19 protein-coding genes and 1 tRNA gene are annotated in these 20,734 nt (G+C 62.2%); 8 read left to right on the forward strand and 12 right to left on the reverse strand.

What is annotated here, in order from left to right:
- Positions 1-44 precede the first annotated feature (44 nt).
- The gene (locus ACQ5ID_RS04810) at positions 45-665 is read left to right on the forward strand and encodes a hypothetical protein (RefSeq protein ID WP_429911329.1); all 621 of its coding nucleotides are present in this window, start codon (positions 45-47) and stop codon (positions 663-665) included.
- 67 nt (positions 666-732) lie between these two features.
- Here the strand turns inward: ACQ5ID_RS04810 and ACQ5ID_RS04815 are convergent, their stop codons facing one another.
- Positions 733-1,323, reverse strand: coding sequence for a hypothetical protein (locus tag ACQ5ID_RS04815; protein ID WP_429911330.1), 591 nt, complete (start codon positions 1,321-1,323; stop codon positions 733-735).
- Positions 1,324-1,530: 207 nt separating this feature from the next.
- Here ACQ5ID_RS04815 and ACQ5ID_RS04820 point away from each other — a divergent pair, with 207 nt between their 5' ends.
- On the forward strand, positions 1,531-3,915 hold the full coding sequence (locus ACQ5ID_RS04820) for a tetratricopeptide repeat protein (RefSeq protein WP_429911331.1): 2,385 nt from the start codon (positions 1,531-1,533) through the stop codon (positions 3,913-3,915).
- 254 nt (positions 3,916-4,169) lie between these two features.
- Here the strand turns inward: ACQ5ID_RS04820 and ACQ5ID_RS04825 are convergent, their stop codons facing one another.
- Entirely contained in the window at positions 4,170-4,721 is a 552-nt protein-coding gene (locus ACQ5ID_RS04825) for an ECF-type sigma factor (RefSeq protein ID WP_429911332.1), read from the reverse strand.
- 185 nt (positions 4,722-4,906) lie between these two features.
- On the opposite strand from ACQ5ID_RS04825, the gene ACQ5ID_RS04830 reads away from it, so the two are divergent.
- Both ACQ5ID_RS04830 and ACQ5ID_RS04835 read left to right on the forward strand, forming a co-directional pair.
- On the forward strand, positions 4,907-5,554 hold the full coding sequence (locus ACQ5ID_RS04830) for a helix-turn-helix transcriptional regulator (RefSeq protein ID WP_429911333.1): 648 nt from the start codon (positions 4,907-4,909) through the stop codon (positions 5,552-5,554).
- A gap of 98 nt (positions 5,555-5,652) precedes the next feature.
- Entirely contained in the window at positions 5,653-6,111 is a 459-nt protein-coding gene (locus tag ACQ5ID_RS04835; RefSeq protein WP_429911334.1) for a hypothetical protein, read from the forward strand.
- A gap of 354 nt (positions 6,112-6,465) precedes the next feature.
- Here the strand turns inward: ACQ5ID_RS04835 and ACQ5ID_RS04840 are convergent, their stop codons facing one another.
- The 7 genes from ACQ5ID_RS04840 to ACQ5ID_RS04870 form a co-directional block, all read right to left on the reverse strand.
- Positions 6,466-7,326 (reverse strand): MBL fold metallo-hydrolase, encoded by an 861-nt coding sequence (locus tag ACQ5ID_RS04840; protein WP_429911335.1) that lies wholly within the window; start codon positions 7,324-7,326, stop codon positions 6,466-6,468.
- Complete coding sequence (locus ACQ5ID_RS04845) at positions 7,323-8,111, reverse strand: TatD family hydrolase (protein ID WP_429911336.1); 789 nt, start codon at positions 8,109-8,111, stop codon at positions 7,323-7,325. Before ACQ5ID_RS04845 ends, ACQ5ID_RS04840 begins: the two co-directional genes overlap by 4 nt.
- Before the next feature lie 21 nt (positions 8,112-8,132).
- Positions 8,133-9,176 carry a DNA polymerase III subunit delta' gene (locus tag ACQ5ID_RS04850; RefSeq protein ID WP_429911337.1) on the reverse strand — a complete coding sequence of 348 codons (1,044 nt, stop codon included), beginning with the start codon at positions 9,174-9,176 and terminating at the stop codon, positions 8,133-8,135.
- Positions 9,173-9,808, reverse strand: a complete 636-nt coding sequence (gene tmk / locus ACQ5ID_RS04855) for a dTMP kinase (protein ID WP_429911338.1) — start codon at positions 9,806-9,808, stop codon at positions 9,173-9,175. The genes ACQ5ID_RS04850 and tmk overlap by 4 nt, the downstream gene beginning before the upstream one ends.
- A gap of 8 nt (positions 9,809-9,816) precedes the next feature.
- A complete protein-coding gene (locus ACQ5ID_RS04860) occupies positions 9,817-10,962 on the reverse strand; it encodes a D-alanyl-D-alanine carboxypeptidase family protein (RefSeq protein WP_429911339.1) in 1,146 nt (381 codons plus the stop codon).
- A gap of 93 nt (positions 10,963-11,055) precedes the next feature.
- Positions 11,056-11,574: a septal ring lytic transglycosylase RlpA family protein gene (locus ACQ5ID_RS04865; protein WP_429911340.1), complete on the reverse strand. Its 519-nt coding sequence runs from the start codon at positions 11,572-11,574 to the stop codon at positions 11,056-11,058.
- A 136-nt stretch (positions 11,575-11,710) separates the two neighbouring features.
- Positions 11,711-12,232, reverse strand: a complete 522-nt coding sequence (locus ACQ5ID_RS04870; protein ID WP_429911341.1) for a response regulator — start codon at positions 12,230-12,232, stop codon at positions 11,711-11,713.
- A gap of 135 nt (positions 12,233-12,367) precedes the next feature.
- On the opposite strand from ACQ5ID_RS04870, the gene ACQ5ID_RS04875 reads away from it, so the two are divergent.
- The 4 genes from ACQ5ID_RS04875 to ACQ5ID_RS04890 all read left to right on the forward strand — a co-directional run bounded on the left by ACQ5ID_RS04875 (position 12,368) and on the right by ACQ5ID_RS04890 (position 15,746).
- Positions 12,368-12,940 (forward strand): hypothetical protein, encoded by a 573-nt coding sequence (locus ACQ5ID_RS04875; protein WP_429911342.1) that lies wholly within the window; start codon positions 12,368-12,370, stop codon positions 12,938-12,940.
- Positions 12,941-13,053: 113 nt separating this feature from the next.
- Positions 13,054-13,143 (forward strand) — tRNA-Ser (locus ACQ5ID_RS04880).
- 136 nt (positions 13,144-13,279) lie between these two features.
- Complete coding sequence (locus ACQ5ID_RS04885) at positions 13,280-14,299, forward strand: hypothetical protein (RefSeq protein ID WP_429911343.1); 1,020 nt, start codon at positions 13,280-13,282, stop codon at positions 14,297-14,299.
- A 325-nt stretch (positions 14,300-14,624) separates the two neighbouring features.
- Positions 14,625-15,746, forward strand: a complete 1,122-nt coding sequence (locus ACQ5ID_RS04890) for a hypothetical protein (RefSeq protein WP_429911344.1) — start codon at positions 14,625-14,627, stop codon at positions 15,744-15,746.
- A gap of 215 nt (positions 15,747-15,961) precedes the next feature.
- On the opposite strand, the gene ACQ5ID_RS04895 is transcribed toward ACQ5ID_RS04890, so the two are convergent.
- The 3 genes from ACQ5ID_RS04895 to ACQ5ID_RS04905 form a co-directional block, all read right to left on the reverse strand.
- Complete coding sequence (locus ACQ5ID_RS04895; protein ID WP_429911345.1) at positions 15,962-18,415, reverse strand: TonB-dependent receptor plug domain-containing protein; 2,454 nt, start codon at positions 18,413-18,415, stop codon at positions 15,962-15,964.
- Between the two features lie 117 nt (positions 18,416-18,532).
- A complete protein-coding gene (locus ACQ5ID_RS04900) occupies positions 18,533-19,621 on the reverse strand; it encodes a dipeptidase (RefSeq protein ID WP_429911346.1) in 1,089 nt (362 codons plus the stop codon).
- Between the two features lie 149 nt (positions 19,622-19,770).
- Positions 19,771-20,397: a helix-turn-helix domain-containing protein gene (locus tag ACQ5ID_RS04905; protein ID WP_429911347.1), complete on the reverse strand. Its 627-nt coding sequence runs from the start codon at positions 20,395-20,397 to the stop codon at positions 19,771-19,773.
- Positions 20,398-20,734: the final 337 nt, after the last annotated feature.

Consider the following 20,734-nt stretch of genomic DNA (forward strand, 5'->3'; position numbering starts at 1 on the left):
TTTGTTTTCACGTGCATGATCGCAACCAAGAAGGAGCTACAGCCATGCCTGGACTGAAACGTAGTGCCCGCCGCCGGGCCATTGTGCCGGTATACGCCCTGATCGCCCTGATTGCCCTCGGACTTTCGGGACTGGTGGCGGCGCCCCATGCCGAAGCGCAGCGCGGGACCGGCCTTTCCATCGAGATTGGCGAACGCGATTTCCAGCACTTCGCGCGCAGTTCCGGCGAGCGGGGCGTCACGGCTGCCCAGCTGGGTGAATGGCTTGCAGGCCATGCCCGCTTTGGCGGCGCCGATGCCGGCACGGTGCTCGCCTTCGTGGTGGACAGTTCCGGGCGCGTTGTCGGCCGTACGGCGCAGGATGTCCGCATTGGCCGGGATGGCGGGTATGCGCAGGGCTTCCCGGGCGACCACTTCTTTCCAGGGGACCGCTTCTTTCCGGGTGATCACTTTTTCCCCGGTGATCACTTCTTTCCCGGTGACCATTTCCTCGGACGGCAGGTTTCGGTGTCCAGTGCCGAGGACGTGCAGCGCGCGGTCGGCGCGGCCGGACGCCAAGTTGAACGCGGCGGCTACGCTGTCGTGATCGTCTTTGTGCCGTCTGGTGACCGGTTTGATCCGCCGACGAGCCCGGGCGCGGTAATGATTCCCGGCCGCTTTCGCTAAGTTTTCGCAAAGCTGACACAGCGCCGGCGCGGGAAAGCCCCGCGCCGGCGTTTTTTTTGCGTGTTCCTTACCGGGGGAAGGCGCCGCCCATCGCGCCCATGGACATGCGGCGATAGCCGTCAGGCACCACGAACCACCGGTCTTCCTGTGCCGCGCGCTCGAACTCACGCGCTTCAAACACGGCACCCTCATCGGGCACATTCACGCGCAGGACGATATAGTCATGCGTAAGGCAGCCCTCGGCCTCTCCGCCGGGCGCATCCTCAGCTTCAAACCGGTAGATCGTGCACGGCTCCCCGGCCACGACATCAGTGCCGATGGGGTCGCCCAGACGGTCATCAGCCGTCGGGACATCGAAACTGCTCTCCTCGGACGTCATATCCATGGCGATACGCATGCCGCCCATGTCCACGAGGATCGTCACCGTCTCGGTGGCCGAGTCGATCAGCACCGCCGCAGCCTGCCCCTGAAACTCGGTCTCCATCCGGAAACGGCCATCAGAATGACGCAGCTCCGCGTCAATGGTCGTGCCGCTGCTCTGGTCATGCATCTGAGTGACCATACGGAAGTCGGACTGGGGCATGCGCGGCTCGGAGCTCCAGGCCGCAGAACACGCGCCCGCAGCGATGACGGACGCGATCAAGGTGGAATGCATCATGGCGTTCTCCGATATTGCCAGTGTCCAGAAACAATCAACTCAAGTCAGGAAAAATCAACTCAAGGCAGGCTTAGCGTCCGCAGCATAGACCTGAACGGGCCCAGAGGTGCGGATTTCACCCTCAGGGCGAAGTTATGGCTTGGCGCATCGTGGTCCATAGGCTTAGCATCGTTTGCTCACGCTGGATCGGGATCACGAGAGCTCCATATGGATCAACGAGTTGACTGGCCGAAGGTTGAGGCCCTGCTTGATGCTGCGCTGGAGTTGCCCGAGAGCGAGCGCACCGGTTTTGTCCGGGCGCAGGCCACCGATGCTGCACTCGCAGAAGAAGTGCTGGCGCTTCTGGGATCGGTAGAGCACGCGGAAAATTTCCTGGAGGAAGCTGACGAGCCGGATGCACCGGTTCTGACTCCCGGTGAAGAGCTGGGTGCCTGGCGCATTGTCAGCCTTGTAGGGCGGGGCGGCATGGGTGATGTCTTCCGGGTGGACCGGGCGGACGGGCTGTACGAGCAGACCGCCGCGCTGAAGGTCATGCGTCCCGGATCGGCTGATGACACCGCCTTGTTTGACAGTGAGCGGCGCTATCTTGCCCGGCTGGAGCATCCCAATATTGCCCGATTGCTTGATGGCGGAGTGACGGGTGAGGGGCGCCCGTGGATGGTGATGGAGTTGGCCGATGGTGCCGCGGCGGATGCCTGGGCAGTCTCCGTCAGACCGCTTCCGCGCCAGATTGTCGAGATAATACTCCAGGCAGGCGAGGCGCTTGCTTACGCCCATGACAAGCTGATCGTCCATCGCGATATCAAGCCGTCGAATATTCTGGTTGATGGGTCAGGACGCGCCCGTGTGATCGATTTTGGCGTGGCCCGTCTGTCCATCGCGGACAAAAGCAAGGCTGCGCCTCTGTCGCTGGACTTTGCCGCGCCCGAACTGCTCGAAGGCCATGCCGCCACAACGGCCAGCGATGTGTATGGGCTGGCGGCTACCCTGTTTGCGCTTCTGGCTGGCTATCCGCCGCTGCGCCTGACCGATGATCCGCTGCCGGTAGCATTGCGCCGCGCTGTCGAGGAGCCGCCCGAGCGCCTGCCATTGACGTCATTCCGGCGGCAGGACAGACGGCTTCTACTGGATCTGGACCATGTGCTCGCGCGGGCTATGGCCAAGAATCCCGGTGATCGCTACCCCACCGTAAACAGCTTCTGCGAAGATCTCCGCAATGCCCTGAAGGGCCGCCCGGTGGCGGCACGCTCCGGTGAACGCGGTTACGTGTTTGCCAGGTATGTGCGGCGTCACCGCTGGCAGGCTGCTGCCGTTGCTGCCCTTGTCCTGTCGCTGGCAGGCGGGTTCAGCACCTCTCTCTGGCAGGCGCGCGAGGCGCGGATAGAGCGCGACTGGGCGCAAAGCGAACAGGCCCGTCTGGAGGCCGTGCAGCACTATCTGTTCTTCATGCTGCGCGATGGCGCGGACGTGTCGGGCGGTACCGGTGCCAGTGCACGCGATATCCTCGAAGCGGCCGCGGCGCAGGTCGGTGAAATGTTTGCTGCTGATCCGGATCGGGGCGGGCAGGTGATGCACGCACTGGCAGAACTCTACTTCTACCTAAACGACTATGAGGCGGCCGGGCCGCTCCTGCGTCAGCTGGTGGCGGCGGATCATCTCGACCCGGCGCTGCTGGCTTCAGCGCGTTACGATCTGGCCCAGGTCCTGCTGCGCACCAGCGGCGCGGACGAGGCCGAGCCGCTTCTCGCCCAGGCGCAGGCTTTCTGGGCTGGTGATCCGCGCCAGTGGCGCCGGCGGCTTGTGGACAGCCGGCTGGTCGAGGCCCGCATTCTGCGCGACCGGGGACAGCTGCCTGAGGCGGTAACGCTTCTGGAGCGCACCTTGCCGGACCGGATCGCGCTTAGCGGCGAGACCGACAGGATGACCGGCGTGTTCCACAATGATCTGGGCGTGATGTTGTTTGCTTCGGGCCGCATGGATGATGCGGCCGTTTCACTGCGCGAGGCGCTCGCGGTCTGGCGGGCCATTGGCCTTGATGACGGCCCCGACGCGCTCAACACGCTGAACAACCTGGCTGCCGTGCAGGTGTTGTCCGGCGATCATGCCTCTGCTGAACCCCTGTTCCGGGAGATCGTGGATATTCGCCGTGCTGCTTACGGCCCGTCTGCGACGACGTCGGCGGTGCTCAATAATTATGGCAAGACGCTGATCAATCTGGGACGGCCTGAGGAGGCGCTGCCGCACCTTCGCGAGGCTGCCATCATGGCCCGCGAGCATGCAGGACTGACCAGCTTTGCCTACGCAGCCGCCATTGCAGGTCATAGCGAGGCCAAGGCCCTTGTCGGGGACTCCGCAGAGGCGCTGCGCATCGCTGAACAGGCCTATGAGGAAATCACGCAGGCCGCCGGCGGACCCGGCCCGGCAAGCGCGATTGTCGCCATTGCGCTGGCGCGCACCCTGGCCGATGAAGGTGATACCGGTCAGGCGGCATCGCTACTGGAGGAGGCCGAATCGGCCCTGAACGCTCTTGGCCCTGCGGCAAACCTGCAATTACAGGCCATCGAAGGCATACGCGAGCGCCATGGCCTCTAGGGCCTGTCCTCATAAAGGGTTTGGAGTGTGATATGGGCGATTTTCGCCATACCTCTTCGAGGCGCGGCGGATTTCATCCCTGACCGCGTCGAGCCGTCCTTGTGGAGGAGTGCTCCACGGCGGCCGTCTCTTCTTGTCAGGAGCCAAATCCGCTACGCCCCGGCAAGCGGCTGCAAGCCGCTTGCCTCACTTAGCAAAGAGTCGGAGCGAACCAAAGTTCGCTCCGGGGCCCGAACCTTTTATGAGTACAGGCCCTAGGCCTGCTTCTGCTGCGGCGACGACATTTCGCGATGAAGCCAGGCCTTGGCCTTGACCCAGTCGCGCCGCACCGTGCGTTCGGCAACCGCCAGCAGTCTGGCGGTCTGCGCTTCGGTATAACCGCCGTAAAAGCGCAGTTCGACGACCTCGGCGAGGCGCGGGTTCAACCTGCCCAGGCGGGTCAGCGCCTCGTCCAGATCGATAAGACGTTCATCGCTTTCCCAATAGGGTGCGATATCGTCGGTGAGGGGTTCAAGGCGTCCCTGACCGCGCTTGGCCGTCAGCCGCTTGCGCGCGTGATCGATGAGCACGCAGCGCATGGCGATGGCCGAGGCACGCAGAAAATGGTCGTCGTCGAGGAAGCTCTCGCGCCTGCGCAGTTTGAGCCAAGCCTCGCTTACCAGGGCCGTCGTCTGGAGGGTGTGGTCGGCCCTTACCCGGCGGCGCTCACGTTTGGCTACCGAACGCAGGTCATCCCATAGCACAGGGACAAGTCTATCTGCCGCCGCCTTCACCTCGCGCGGCCGTTCGAAACCAAAATCCAGCATATTTCAAAACCTTGTTCTTGATGCGCCCCCGCCTCAAGAGTCCCGTAATGGTATTCGGGTCCGAACAAAAAACTCAAGAAAAAAGCGGCCCTCATGTCCGTTTTGGCCGCGCATTGGCGTTCTACTTATTGAAAGCGGTTCGAACCGCACCAGAAATGCCGTGCAATAAGAAGGGGAACCGCACCATGAACATGATCACGCCTGGCTTTTCGCCAATGCTTCTGCCTGACGGCATGGCCTGCTCGGCGATGGATGTGTTGGGACTGGGATTTGCGGTCCTGGGGCGTGGGCGCAAGGTTCTGATGTCCAATCAGACCTGGACGACGATGCTGTCTGGTGCGGGCCGTGGGCTGATCTGCAAGGCTGGCGCGCTCGGCGCGCGCCGCTCTGGCGACATGCAGGCGCTCAATGAGAGCCTCGAAAGCGCGCTAGCTGGCGAACGCAGCCTGCTACGGATCGAGGATGTGGCCGGTGGCGGTGCCCTTGAAATACTGGCCGCCAGCATGGATCTGCAAAACGGCGTGCCTCCGCGCGCGGCCGTGATCATCCGTCAGCCGGAAACGGTCTGGCCGGATGCTGACAGCCTGGCAAGCCTCTACAGCCTGACGCCGGCCGAGGCCGGGCTGGCTGAGAGCCTTGTGCGTGGGGTGGGGCTGGCCGCAGCCTGCCGCGAGCGGGGCATTTCGCAAAACACCGGCAAGGGCTATCTCAAAAGGATATTCGAAAAGACCGGCGCGCGCCGCCAGAGCGAACTCGTCGCGCTGGTCATGCAGGGCATGTCACCCTTTGCTGCCCATCATGACCCTTCTTCGCCCACGCGCCAGACGGCCTGACCGGCGGGCTGCGACCAGTATCAGACCCGAACGGGTGTCGCGCTGGCCCGCTCTTCGGTGAAAATCCGGCCTCATCACAGCAGTTTAAGGTGGTCCCCATGATCGATCCGCGTCACGCCGTCCCCGCCGTAGCCATTCTTGGTTTTGTCCTTGTTGCATGTGGAGGCGGGGAGGCGCCTGGCGATGCGCCGTCCAGTGGTTCAGCTACCGCGAGCTGGGCAGAGGGTGATCTGTCGTTTGAGAGCACGCACTGCCGCGCCATTCCCGGTGGCGATGAGTGGACGATCACCGCCTCATCGGACCGCAATACCGTGCAGGTGCGCTACTGGAGCGATGATGACGGTTCGTACGACACCAGCAGCGCCGGCGTGACGCTTGAGCTGATGGACGATAACTGGCGGGTGCTGGAGCGGTATTCCGCTGAGCAACTGACCCTTGATGTATCGACCGAGAACCGCGCCAGCGGCGAGGTCCGGCTCACGCCTCACCATAGTCCCGGCGTGGGTGAGATACAGCATCCGAGCGGTGCGGCCCTGCGGTTCGACATCAGCTGCTAGGGCAGGGCTTTCCGTATGGCCTGAGCGGCGTGAGAATAATCCTGCTCGGTCTGAGAACTTCCCGGACCGCTTGCTTGGAAGCTATTGGTGTAATGCGGAACCAGACGCGGATTGAAGCGGGATAGGCAAAGCAGAGATAGCCGCCGGCGATCTTGTCTTCGCGGGGAGGCTCTACGCACCAGGATCACGCATCACAAGCCGCGAAGGTGCATTACGCTGTTGATATATCTGATTGGATTCACTTGAGGGGAGCCGCCAACCGCAAACTCACGCACCATTTTTGAAAGTACCGCTTTGTCGCATAATAAATATTATGAGAAATAACGAGCGGCGTGATCTGCCTTATGGACGCTTCTACACCGGATCTGCGGTGAGAATCTCGCCTGTAGTCTCGGCGATAACGAGCGTCAGCCCGTCATAGCCCGGCCGCACGCCGTCCGGACAGCGCGTCAGAAGCGCCCGGTAATCAAGATCGATATGCATGTTGGTGAGCACGGTGTGCGCCACGCCGGCGCGCCTGGCCCAGCCGAGCGTCTGGTCCAGATGCGAATGGGATGGATGCGGCTTGTCACGCAAAGCATCAGCAATCCATAAGCTTATGCCGGAAATCGCATCAAAGGCGCTATCGGGCATCTCCTTGACGTCCGGCGTGTATGCCACCGGACCGATGCGTACACCGCTGCACGGCACAGACCCGTGATCGACGGTAAAGAAGCGCCCCTCGATACGCCCGCCTGCCCCCTCAACCGAAAAGCCCGCATCCTGCGGCAGAACCACAGGCTCCAGTATCGGCGGATAGCCGGAACCGGCCGGCGTCTCGAAGACATAGCCAAAACGCGCAAACAGTGCTTCATATGTAAAATCAGCCATATAGGCCAAAATCCTGGCGTGGCGGCGATAGACGATGGCGCGCAGATCATCAATGCCGTGGGACTGGTCGGCATGGTCGTGGGTGAAGGCAACGCCATCGAGATCGCGGACACTTTCACGCAGCATCTGAAACCGGAAATCCGGTGATGTATCAATGACAAGCCGTGTAATTTGCGTGTTATCAGCGAACGCGGAGAGGCTTGTCGCCCGCTCGACCAGCAGCGAGCAGCGGGTGCGGTAATTCTTCGGCTCTTCAGGGTCGCAATCGCCCCAGTCACCGTCAATGCGTGGCACACCGCCCGACGAACCGCATCCCAGCAGGGTCAGGCGCAAAAGCCCGCTCATGGCGTGACCGTGATGCGGTCAAACAGGGCCAAGCAGTTCGCGGTCGTGCGCTGCGCGGTTTCCTCCGCGCTCCAGCCGCGCAATTCAGCTAGTTTTTCAGCAACATGCGGCAGAAAGCTCGGCTCGTTTCTCTGCCCGCGATGCGGCACAGGCGCAAGATATGGGCAATCAGTTTCGATGATCACGCGGTCGGCCGGCACGATATCGCGGAAGACAGCGCGCACATCGTCGGCCTTCTTGAAGGTGATGATGCCGGATGCGGAGAACCACAGGCCCAGCGCGCTCGCCCGCCGCGCCAGCTCTTCGCCGCCCGTGTAGCAATGCAGGAGCGCCTTGAAAGCCCCCTTCCCCATTTCTTCTTCCAGCAGGTCTGCCATCTGCGTGTCGGCTTCGCGGCAATGCAGGATGATGGGAAGCCCGGTGCGCCGTGCCGCCTCGATATGGGCGCGCAGGCTCGCCATCTGCTGGTCGAGCGGGCTGTAATTATAGTGCAGGTCAAGGCCCGTCTCGCCAATCGCCACAAGTTTGGGGTGGTTGTCCGCCATGGTCAGCAAGGCATCAGCGGTGATATCCGGCCGGTCCTTGGCGTGATGCGGGTGCGCGCCCAGCGTACACCACACATCGGGTTGCGCTTCGGCAATCGCCTTTACCGCATCAAATTCGCCCAGACGGCAGCAGATCGCGATGATGGGCGATACGCCAGCGGCGCGCGCGCGCTCCAGCACCGCATCCAGCTCGCCGTCATAGGTTTCGCCATGCAGATTGGCGTGTGAATCGATGAGCATGGGCGAAAGTCCTGTTCAGCGTCAGGCGGCAGACTGCCGGGCGGCGTCATCCAGCAGGGAAAACGCGGCCAGAAGGCTCTGCCTGGGGTCGAGATAGAGCGTTTCGGCTTCACGCGCGAGGCTGGTAATGCGCCGCGATGCCTCCGCCCAGCGTCCGGCCTGCGCGGCGTCGCCCGCGCTTGCGGCTGCCCTGGCGCGCCGTGCGCCCTCTCCAGCCATCATGTCGAACAGGACGGCGCGCGCCTGATGGCTGTCTGTGCCGGTTGCCTTGCCAACAAGCTTCTCGATACCGCTCTGGTCCAGCCGGCCTGATGCGCCGAAAGCAGCAGCCAGATCGCGCTGCATATCGGCCAGCCCGCTTGTATGAAAGGCGAGCGCCCTGCCCGGTGCGCCCTTGGCGAGCTTTGCCAGCAGCGCGGCCTCATCGCGCGCTATCTTGTGGGTGTCTACCAGCCATTCCGCGCAGGCGGCCTCATCAGGTGCGCGCAGATGCAGGCGGCGGCAGCGTGAGCGCACGGTCGTAGGCAGACGGCCGGGCGATGTGACGACCAGTATCAGGATTCCACGTTCTGGCGGCTCCTCAAGACTTTTCAGCAAGCCATTGGCGGCATTGCGGTTCATCTCGTCAGCACTATCGATGATGGCGACCCGCCAGCCGCCCTCTGCCGCACGGCGCGAGAAGAAGGACGGGATGCGCCGCGCCTCCTCGATCGTGATCTCGCCTTTGAGCCGTTTGCGCTGTTCGTCATAGGGGCGGCGCACCAGCAACAGATCGGGGTGGGACAGCGCCTCCATGCGCTGGTTTACCGGGTCTGCGCCGGCATGCGCCAGCGGGGCTGAAGGGTCGGTCTTCACGCCCAGAAGCCGCCTTGCCATACGCCAGGCCAGCGTCGCCTTGCCGACGCCCTTGGGGCCGGTAATCATCCAGGCGTGGTGCATACGGCCAGACTGGATGGCGGATGCCGCCGCCTCCTCGGCCTCGGTGTGGCCGACCAGTGTGTGGACATGGCGCGGATGTGGCAGGCCGGGTTCTGCATCGGCTTCTGGCAGGGCGTCATCGCTCATTGCGGCCACCCCAGACGCTGCTCGATGACAGCCAGCGCAGAGGCCAGCACCTGTTCGGCCGGCTGGCCTGCATCGATGACGGCGCAGCGTTCCGGCTCTGCGCGAGCAATATCCAGAAAGCCCTGCCGAAGGCGCTGGTGGAAGCTCAGCCCCTTGCCTTCAAAGCGCTGTTCGCCGCCCCCTCTGGAGCCGGCACGAACGAGACCGGCTTCGGGGTCAAGATCGAGTATCAGCGTGAGATCGGGCGTGAAATCACCCAGCGTCAGGCGGCGCAGCTGGTCGAGGGTCTCGCCGTCCAGACCGCCAGCGGCGCCCTGATAGGCTGTTGTGGAGTCAAAAAACCGGTCGCAGATCACCCAGCGCCCGGCATCGAGCGCGGGCTTGATGCGGCGCTCCACATGGTCGTGGCGGGCGGCAAAAAACAGGAGGGCCTCACTGGTGGCTGTCCAGCGGTCTCCGGCGCCTTCGACCAGCAGCTTGCGGATTTCCTCTGCGCCCGGCGTTCCACCCGGTTCGCGCGTGCGCTCCACGCTGATACTGCGCTGGCCCAGCGCTTCTTCCAGTCCGGCGGCGAGTGTGGACTTGCCTGTCCCTTCCCCGCCTTCCAGCGTGATGAAGCGTCCGCGAGCCATGGACGGCGTCAGCCAGCGACCAGATTGACCAGCGCGCTCATCGCACGCGAAACCATGCCCTGGCGCGCCACATCTTCAGCCGCCTCCAGCGGGTATTCGCGCGTCCGGCCATCGGGCATGGTGATGACGAGGCGGGCCACTTCATCCCCTGCGGCAACCGGCGCAACCAGCGGCCCTTCATAGACGATCTCGGCGCGCATCCGGTCGCGCTCACGCCGGTGCATGGCGGCGCGCAGCGGCGCGGCGGTGCGCAGGGCGACGCTGCGGCTCGCGCCCATATAGACGTCCGCGCTGCCGATCTCCGCCCCCGCCGCAGCCAGATCCACCATCACGAAATCGGAGAAGGCGGCGCGCATCAGGCGTTCGGCCTCGTTGGCGCGCTCGCGCATGGACGCCGTGCCGTTGAACACCACGATGCGCCGCTCCCCGCCACGCACGGCCGAGGAAGTCAGGCCATAACCCGCCTCGCTGGTGTGGCCGGTCTTGAGGCCGTCAGCCCCGTCAAACACGCCCAGAAGCGGATTGCGGTTGGCCTGGCGGATGCCGTTATAGGTGAAAGTGGTCTCGCTATAGAGCTGATAGAATTCAGGGTGGTTGCGGATGATGTGCGCGGCCAGACGCGCCAGATCGGCCGCCGAGATCACATGGCCTTCTGCCGGAAGACCGGTGGAATTGCGGAAATTCGCTGTTTCCAGTCCGATTTCGCGGGCGCGGCGCGTCATCATGTCGGAAAAGGCTTCCTCGCTGCCGCCAATCGCCTCGGCGACCACGATGCACGCATCGTTGCCCGACTGGACGATGATACCACGTAGGAGATCGTCCACCCGCGCGCGGCTATTCACCTCAAGGAACATGGTGGAGCCACCCGACGCCGCCCCGCCCTCGCGCCAGGCACGCACGCTGACAGGCAGCTCATCGTCCATCGACAGAGTGCCAGCTTCCAGCGCCTCGAACACCATAAGGGCCGTCATCAGCTTGCTCATGGACGATGGCGGCATCGGTTCTTCGCCATTCTTGGAGAACAGGATTTCTCCGGTCTCATAGTCCATGATCAGGGCGTGGCTGGCCGAAGTCTGGAAGACAGGCTCCTGCGCGGCGGCAAGCCCGCCAAAAACAAGAAACAGACCGGCAAGTGCGGCAACAAGACGGGCCATATTGGCTCTCCAGCATCAGCGGATAAACAGGGGCAATCCATAAAACCGTGCGCCGCGCCTCTCGTCCAGACGGGCGCACAGGTTGCAGGCAGGCTAGTTCGCTGCGCCGCGCGCGCTGGCGGTACGACGCCGGGGCAGGAAGCCGGATACGGCGGCGCGGTCATGCGGATCGGCGGGTCCGAACGCCTCCACCCTCACCTCCGCTAGACCATCCTCGATAAGGTTCAGAACCTGGGCGGCAGCGCGGCTGAGATCCACTATCCGCCCTTCCACAAACGGTCCCCGGTCGTTGATACGCACCACCACGCTCGCGCCCGTATCCAGCCGGGTGACACGCGCCAGGCTGCGCATGGGCAGGTCCGGATGCGCGGCCGTCAACTCGTGCATATCATACACCTCGCCGCTGGCGGTCAGGCGGCCGTGGAAGCGCTCGCCATACCAGGAGGCAAGACCCGTCTGGCTGCGGCGCGGCGTTTGCGTCAGCGGATCGGGCGCGGTGCTGCCGGCAATCGCGACGACATGGGCAGAGCTGCCGGCGGCGAGCGATGCGGCGATGGCGGGGCGGGCCGGTTCACCGGTCTGCGAACAGGCCGCCACCATAAGGCCAGCCATTGCGGCACATACGCATAGCCATGGAATGCGGCTTGAACTCATCGGCCATCCTTGCGCCCTGCCCGCCCGGAGGCTTTGTCAGTAGCAGGCGCTGGGCGCAGCGGCAATCGGTGAGAGGCAATGGAAGCTGTGGCGGTCAGGCCGCCTGCTCTTTCGCGTGACGTCTTTCGTCGCCGGTAAATTCGACATCCTTATGGCGGCGGCGGTCTGGTCCGGTAAAACTTTTCGAGCGCACAAAGGGACGCGGCGCATTGATGACCTCGGCAATCCGGTTCCACAGATCGCGCGCGGTAACCGGCTTCACGCACACTTCGGTGACGCCCGCATCGCGCGCGGCTATTACGCGCGAACGCTCGGTAAATCCGGTGATCATGATGATCGGGACCATTTGCTGGCTATGATCACGCCCGGTCCTGACCAGACGCGTAAGCTCGATCCCGTCCAGGATCGGCATGTTGTAATCGAGCAGGACGAAATCGTAGGAGCGCGTACGGATCAGTTCCAGCGCCTCGACCGCGCCGCGCACCTCGTCCACATGGCGGATGCCAAAGCTGTTGAGGACGGTGCGCAGAATGGACGCCATATGGGTGTTGTCGTCCACAACGAGGACGCGCAGCACTTCCAGCCGCCTTCTCTCTCCGGCAGTGTTTTCCGGCAAAGCCCCACACTCCAAAACACTTCGGCAAGAGCTTAGTCCTTGGTTGCTAAACAAAAGGTTGCACTTCACCCCAGCTGTTTGCGTGAACGGCATGAATGCCTCCATGATGGCATTCCGACATGGAAAGGACCGGACATGACACGATTTTTCGCGCCCGCGGCGGCGGCGGTACTGACCCTGGGGCTGGCTGCTCCGGCGGCGGCTGAGGACGGGTTCTGGGACCGGCTGAACGCGCTGTGCGGACAGGCGTTCGAGGGCGAGCTGCTGCGCGCGCCGGAGGGCGATACCAGCTTTGAGGGGCAAGCCCTGTTCATGCATGTGCGCGCCTGCGAGGAAAACCGCATCCGCATCCCCTTCGTGGTCGGTGATGATCTGTCGCGCACCTGGGTGCTGACGCGCCACGATGATGGCCGTATCGAGCTGCGCCACGACCACCGCCATGATGATGGCAGCGATGATGATGTGACCATGTATGGCGGGTTCTCGCCCAGCGAAGGCGGGCCGCACGGGCGCATCTTCCCGGCCGATGACCAGAGCAACACCGTCATTCCCGGCTCCTGGCCGAATGTGTGGATGATGGAGGTCCATCCCGGCGAGCGCTTTGTCTATTTCGTCCAGCGCCTCGGCACCGAGCGCGCCTTCCGGGTGGAGTTCGACCTGTCAGAGGCTGTGGATGCGCCCCCTGCCCCCTGGGGCTGGGAGGACTAGCGCGCCCGCCCCTGCCCTGCCGCCCGCCGGCGGGGCAGATGCGGCGGCAGGAGCGCAGCGGGCAATTGCGCTTGCGGGACGGCGCGTTAAGCGGCTAAACGATGCGCGCCGCCGGAGGGGTGGCCGAGTGGTTTAAGGCACCGGTCTTGAAAACCGGCGTGCGGGAAACCGTACCGTGGGTTCGAATCCCACCCCCTCCGCCATTTATCTATATATTTCAATTAATTAGGGCAATGATTGGCGTCCCGACCAACATAACGGCCATCATTGGGCCGGGGTCTGCTTGACGTTGACCTTTGCGCAGGTCCGGGGTTTGGTAGTCCCGGATTGGGGGCATATATGGCCAATATCAACAGAAATTGGAACGGTCGCCTTTACGGCACCAATACCGGGAACTTGGCAGTTTCGCTTGAAGGCTCGAACGAGGCTTTAACAGGCGTAGCCCGGTTCAACGACACGGTACTAGGGCTTGTTGTCTATCGGTTGGCCGGAACGTTCACCGGAAGCAAGCTTTCACTCGAAGGCACGGTTTATGGACAGCCTCAGAATAACGTCGAATTCGGCGTGCTCACGATTACCGGCGAACTTACCCCTCTAGGCTCTATTGTCGGTGAATGGACGTCCACGATTGGTTCGGGCGGAACATTTGAGCTTTACCCCCACAACCAACAACGAAGCCCGAATAATTCCGAAAACATCCCTGAGCAATTATACGCATCAACCCGAACAGTTGGCGCAATTCGATTGTATGCTGATGACATCAGAAATCTCATAAATCAAATTATCAAGGATTTTACACATAAAAAAGCGGTCATTACTTATCACGAAAATGGAAACGAAAGGAGTGTTTACTCAGAAGATTTTTACAATATACATAATTTACAAAAATTAAAATATCTAAAAATATCCATACAAGAACACGAAGCCTATGGGATAAATAAGAACGTTACAATTGAACTTTCTTCGAATGGAATCAATACAATTCGGACTCAAAGCGTTCAAGAATCATGGGCGTCCGGAAAGGCAACAAATTTACATAATTATCTGAAGCAATTCGAACAATTCACTTTAACTCATTACCGCAAATATGGAATAGCCTTGAATCTATTTATATTAGTTGGTGCAATTTCTGCCCTGCCGGGACTGTCTACATATTTCCAGAGAGTAGGGTTCTCAGCTGTTGTTGTAATGATTTTGTTCTTATTTGCCCAAATACATAATAAATTCATATATAATTTTGAATTTGACCCCAATAAAAAGAATGCAGAAGGGTTAGATAAGTGGGGGGGCCAGCTTGCTGTCAATATTGTCAGCAGCGATTGGAACTTTAATTGCTACAATTATATATGGTTTGATTAGTGGTGACCTTGAAGGTTGGTTCAATTAGAAGGATGCCTTGAAGCTTAAAAATGAAGCCCCGGCCACGAGGGCCGGGGCAACCAATCGCCCTTGGAGGGACACAAACGCGATTGGCTAGGCTCCCGTGGAGAGGAATGGAATAACCACGGGATCAGTGTTCAGCCCTCCGCCACTCCCCGCCATTTTCCGGAAGTTCCCCCTCCACCCCCGCCCCGCGGCGTTTTGTCAGCGCATAAGTCTCTTTGCCCCGCCTTGCGGCGCGGTGACGCGCTATACACATGGGTGAAGACCATTCCCCCGCGAACCAATGCAAGGAAAATGCTGAATGCTCCACGTCGATATCCCCACCCGCGCCGACATCGCCAGGCTCAACGCCGTTCGCAGTGATGCCTGCGTGTCGATCTATCTTGAGACCACACCGCTGACGCAGGACAGCGGCGCGTCGCTCATCACGCTTGGCAATCTGGCGAAGAAGGCGCGCGAGCAGCTGGAGGCAGCCGGGTTCGACAAGCGGCGTCTGGCGGCTTTGATGGAGCAGATCGAAGCGGTGGCGGCCGATGAGGAGTTCTGGCGCCTGCAGGCCAACAGCCTTGCCATTCTGGCCACGCCCGATCAGCTGCAGACCTTCCGCCTGGCCAACCAGCTGACCTCCATGGTGGAGGTGTCTGACCGGTTTCATCTCAAACCGCTGCTGCGCGCGGTCTCCTTCCCGCATTCGGCCTATATTCTCGCCCTGTCGGAGAATGCCGTGCGGCTGGTGGAGGTGCATGCTGACCTGCCGCCCGCAACGATCAAAATTGACAATCTGCCCAAGGACGCGGCGAGCTCTGCTGGCAAGTCCACGCTCAATGACCGCTCGGCCAGCGGACGCATTCATGGCTCTGAAGGCCAGAATGTCCGCTTCCAGCAATATGCCCGCAAGGTCGATGCGGCGCTGCGCCCCTTCCTCTCGGGGCGGGAAACGCCGCTGATCCTGGCCGCGACCGGGCGGCTGGCGTCGGTATTCCGGTCTGTCTGCAGCTATCCCCACCTGCTGCCGGACGGCATCGAGGACAGCCCTGACCGCATCAATGACGGCGAGCTTGCCCAGTCGGCGCGCAGCGTTCTGGACGCCGAATACGCACGCAACATCAAGGACATCAAGGCGCTCTACGACAAGCGTGCCGGAGAAGGCCGGGCGACGGCAGATGTGTCGGACGCGGCCCGCGCGGCCACGTTCGGCGCTGTCGATACGCTGCTGGTCGATATCGATTCCGTTGTCGCCGGGACCGTTGATGACGAGACCGGCGCGGTGAGCTTTGCCAAAGAGGCAAGCACGCAGACCTACGGCGTTGTCGACGAGATTGCCGGCCGGGCGCTGGCCAGCGGCGCACGGGTTCTGGGGGTTCGCAGGAGCGATCTGCCGGGCGGCGGCGACATGGCCGCGATCTTGCGCTTCGCCGTGTAGCGCCCTCCCCGGCCACAGAAAAAGGCCTGCGCGTTGCCGTGCAGGCCTTTTTCCGTTCTGCCTTGACCCGAAGGGGAACAGGTCAGTTCAGGAACAGGCAGTTTGTGAACCGGCGCTTTGGGTCCGTCGGGATGGACGCCGGCCACAAACGGCCTGTTGCCAGAAGGCAGGGCTGGCTTTGCGGCCTGCCCTGCCCCCCTGATCAGGCACGTATTCTAGAAGTCGTAGCTGAGGCCGAGATAGTAGTAGCCGCCACTGGTTCCGAATACGGAGTGGTTGTCATAGATCATGCCGAAGGCATCCAGGCCCGGACCACGGCCCGGCGGGTAGGTGTTGCCCAGATTACGTCCGCCCAGCGTGACCGTGACGTTTTCAAAGCCGCGATAGCGCACTTCCGCGTCGTAGAGCACTTCAGCGTCACGCGGCAGGAAGTTCGTCGCGCCATCCAGGCGGCGCCACGTGCCGTAATAGACCGCACGGCCCATCAGCTCGAAGTCAGCCACGGAGTGCGTGAGCGTGACATTGGAGCGCCAGCGCGGCGTGCCACGTTCAAACTCCTGCACCTTGGCCGGGCTGAAGATACCCGCCGGGTCAGAACGCAGGATCTGCTCGTTATAGTTGGCAGCCAGGCTCAGATTGGTCGTCTGGCCGTTATTCCAGTCGAACAGATAGGAGGTCACGAGGTCAAAGCCGCGTACCCGGGTATCCAGACGGTTCTGGAAGTAGCGCACCGTCTGTACGCCCGCCCCGTTGGGGTAGCCAAGCGCGGCAAGCTGCGCGCGCTGGGCCGGCGTGGTGGCAATGGCGTCGTTCAGCAGAAGGCGGTCATCCACGTCGATCTGGTAGAAGTCGAGCGTGGCTGACAGCGCGCCGGCCGTCACGACAAAGCCGCCCGAAATGCTGGTGGAGGTTTCCGGTACCAGCGGAGTGGAGCCGAAGATCGCCGCTTCAGGCGAGCCCGGCACCAGCACGGCGTCGAGCACGAAATTGCCCTGGTCGAGCTGGGAGGTCTGGCTCTGGCCGAACAGCTGACCGGCAGCCGGAGCCCGGAAGCCCGTGCTGACCGCGCCGCGAATGGCGAAATTGTCGGTCAGGTCAAAGCGGGTCGCCAGCTTGTAGCTGAGATTGTCGCCGAACGCCTCATAGTCTTCAAAGCGCAAGGCAGCAGAGAAGGTCCAGCGGTCGGTGATGTCGGCTTCCAGCTCGAGATAGGCCGCAAAGGAGTCGGTCTCGAACTCACCGGCAGCATCCGGGCTGAAGCCCTGGAAGCCGTTGGCACCAACGGGGAGATCCTGCAGCGGGCCGGCACGGTAGGAGGCGGGATCGCCCACACCGATCGTGTACGCCTCGTTGCGATAGCTCAGACCACCGAAGAAGAAGAGCTCGCTGGCAAGCCCCTCAACGTTGAACGACTTGTAGAAGTCGGCATTGAGCTGGTATTCGCGCTGAGCCAGGCTGCCCGGACGGAAGCTGGTCGGCGAATTCACGCCCATCGAGGCGTTGATCGTGTCAGAGATGCGGTAGTCGATCTCGTTGCGGCCCCAGCGTCCGGACAGATCCCAGCCAAAGCTTTCCGATTCGGCGCGGCGAATGCCGATTACGGTCGAGAAGTCGGTCTGCTCACCGCCGAAGATCGGGACATAGCCGCCCGGATAGATGGCCGCCAGGTCAAACTGTTCCGGGTGCGCCGCCGTGCCCTGGAAGGCGGACGGTGCGTAGGAGGCGTGCTGGCCGAGGCCACCGGCGGCGATGGACTGACGGTAGAAGAAGCCCACCTCACTGTCGGTGATCGCGGCGTTACCGAACAGATAGCCTTCCATGCCATTGCCCAGATCAAGGCCGGCATTCCACGACGTCTTGATCGCGCTATAGGCCGGATCACCCAGATTGACCGGGTGGGCAGGCACGTTCGGCACACCCTGCTGACGCAGCGCTTCAGCACCCACGTGCGGGCCGTGACGATAGGTGCCGCTTTCCTCGGTGAGCTGGAAGGACAGGTTGATGAAGCCGTTGGCCGTCAGCGGCAGGCCGATATTGCCCTGCAGATCGACCACGTCGCCGCCATCATAGAACCGCCCGGCATGGGCGCTCAGCGTCGCGCCCTCATTGCTGTCGCGCAGATTCATGTTGATGACGCCCGCGATGGCGTCAGATCCGTACTGGGCCGATGCGCCGTCACGCAGCACTTCGATCGAGCCCAGCGCGATCGGCGGGATCATGTTGAAGTCCTGGCCTTGCGAGCCGGACGTGGTGGCATGACCGGTACCGATCTGCACCACCGAGGAGCGGTGGCGGCGTTGGCCGTTCAGCAGAAGCAGAACGTGGTCAGCCGGAGAGGCGCGCAGCGTAGCCGGACGCACGAAGGACGAGCCGTCGTTCAGCGGCAGGCGCTGTACGTTGAACGCCGGCACCGAGGTGCGCAGCGCATCATTGACATCCACATAGCCGGTCGAAACGAGTTCGTCCGGCGAGATGACGTCAATTGGCACGAGGCTCTGGGTGTCGGTGCGGCCCTGACGGCGCGTACCGGTCGTCACCGTGATGACTTCCACCTGTGAGCGTGCGGATGAGTCGTTGGGCGCCTGGGCCATGACGGCCGGAGCCAGCCCTGTAACGCTCGCGGTGGCCAGCGCCACCATCCCCGCCTGGGCGAGCAGTATATTTTTCATGATATTCCCCGATTCATACATCGACAGTGATGTCGGTTGGGTAATCAGCCGATCATCTAAAAAATTTCCTATCGTAAATTTTTTAGATGATCAAGCCCGGTGTCATCAAATCGTCAATCAACCGATGACGTCGCGATAAAGCCGCAACAGGTTTCCGCCCATGATGGCGTCGGTATCAGCCTGGCTGTAGCCGCGCGCGATCAGACCGTCGCGGATGACATTCATCCGGGCCGGGCCATTAAGCTCGTCGATAAACAGGGGCCAGTCCGCTTCGTTGAAGGCTGCGCCCATCTCCCGGCGAAGCGATTCGAGATACTCCTCGCTCATCTCTATCACGCGGTGATCGCGGTCGCTGCCAATGGCGACATGTTCAACGCCGCAGATATTCACGGCATGATCTATGTGCGCGAAATAGGCATCTATCGCCCCTGCCCGGAGGTCGGTGAGGAAGGGCCGGATCTGGCAGATGCCGGTGACGCCGCCACGCTCGGCGACGGCACGCAAGTTCTCGTCCGTGGTGCTGCGAATGTGCGGATGTACCGAGCGGCACGATGCGTGGGAGTTGATGATCGGCACAGATGAAGCCGCCACCGTCTCGGCCATGGTGCGCATGCCGGCATGAGACACATCTATCAGCATGCCCACATCATTCATGCGCTCGACCAGCGCGTGGCCGAACAGGCTGAGGCCGCCATCATTGGGCTCCCAGCACCCCGAACCGGCCCAGTTCTGGTCGTTATAGGTGATCTGCGCCGACCGCACGCCCCGGTCGTAAAACGCGTTCACGCGGTCCAGGTCACGCCCGAACTGGGTCGAGTTCTGGAACAGGTAGAACACGGCGATGCGGCCGTCGCGATGGGCCTGTTCGGCGTCTTCTGCGCGGGTCGCCTTGATGAACCAGTGAGGGTTTTCGGCGATGTGGGAATCGTAGGCGTCCAGCGCTTCTACGGCGTCACGATAGGCGTCTTCCTCATACTTGCGCGGGTCGCCGAGCGTGACCGTAATCGCCGAGAGGCCGCTGGCGCGAATCGCTGTCAGCAGATCATCCCCGTACTCCAGGCGCAGCTCGCCCATGGCATCAAAAGCGAAGGGTGCGCTGGCACCATCGTAGCGCCCCGCCCGGCCCCACGCAGCCGAGCCGGCCGCTAGCGCGGTCAGGCCCGCGGGCACGGATGCGGTGAGAAAACCGCGTCGTGAAAACTGCATGACTTAGCCCTCATATAATTTCTTATCGGAAATAATATGAGAGAGATATTGTGGCGCTGGCAAGCCCCCCTGCCCGCGATTCGGGCCAGACTGCTCCGCAAGCGGGCGGTTCGGCTGGACCGTGGGGTGGCGGGGGTGTCAGGTGACGCTCAGGCCGTGTTGATCCACAGAACCACGGCGTCGTCTTCACTGATGGAGACGCAGGCATGGCGCATATTGCTGTCGATATAGATGCTGTCGCCAGCCCTGAGGTGTTCGGGGGCGTAATGCTCGGTGTGAAACAGTACCTCGCCTTCCAGGACGTACAGGAACTCCTCGCCCTGATGGCCGCGCCAGTCGGTAAACTGGTCAATCGAGCGCGCCTTGATGACCGAGCGGAATGGCAAAATCCGCTTGTTCATCAGGTCTGAAGCCAGCAGGCGGTGGGCATAGACCGCCGTTTCCATCAGCTTGCCATCGCCATTGCGCGTAACCGAGCGGCGCCCTGATGCTTCCAGACCCGTCTCTGTATCGAACAGGCGTGTGATGTCGATTTCGAAGCCGTCAGCGAGCTTTTGCACGACGTCGAACGTGGGCGACATGTGATCGTTCTCGATCTTGGACAGCGTTGATGCGGCAAGACCCGTGCGCTGGGCGGCTTCTTCCAGCGTCCAGTTCTTGGCCTTGCGCAATTGGCGCACATGCTTGCCCAGAGCCATCCCGCCGGCCCGGCGGCGCGCAGGCGGCTGGACGCGATTGGAATTGATGATGTTCTGGTAATCCTGCGTATTGCTCATGTCTGCCCTGCCCAGTGTTCACGCCTTGTTCGCGCCGGTCCGTCTGCGGTGGCTGGCGGCAGAGAGGTGTCCCTGCGTCAGCGATTAAGCCTAGCTATCCGCCAGCGTGTTGGCTGGCCGGATTACCGATGTGTAATGCGTCAAATGTATACAGCAATGCCGATCCGCCAAGTCCATTCTGTTACGCATTTGACGCATAGAAAACTTTCCGATAGGAAAAGTTCAATCCGCGAGACGGGTGCCAGTGGGCCGGTCAGATACGACTGGCGCTGGCGGCTGGCAAGCGAAATGAACCACACTAACCAGAATTGGGGCGGGCTATATGCCTGATACACAA

The organism is Glycocaulis sp., from assembly GCF_050485565.1.
Lineage (GTDB): Bacteria > Pseudomonadota > Alphaproteobacteria > Caulobacterales > Maricaulaceae > Glycocaulis.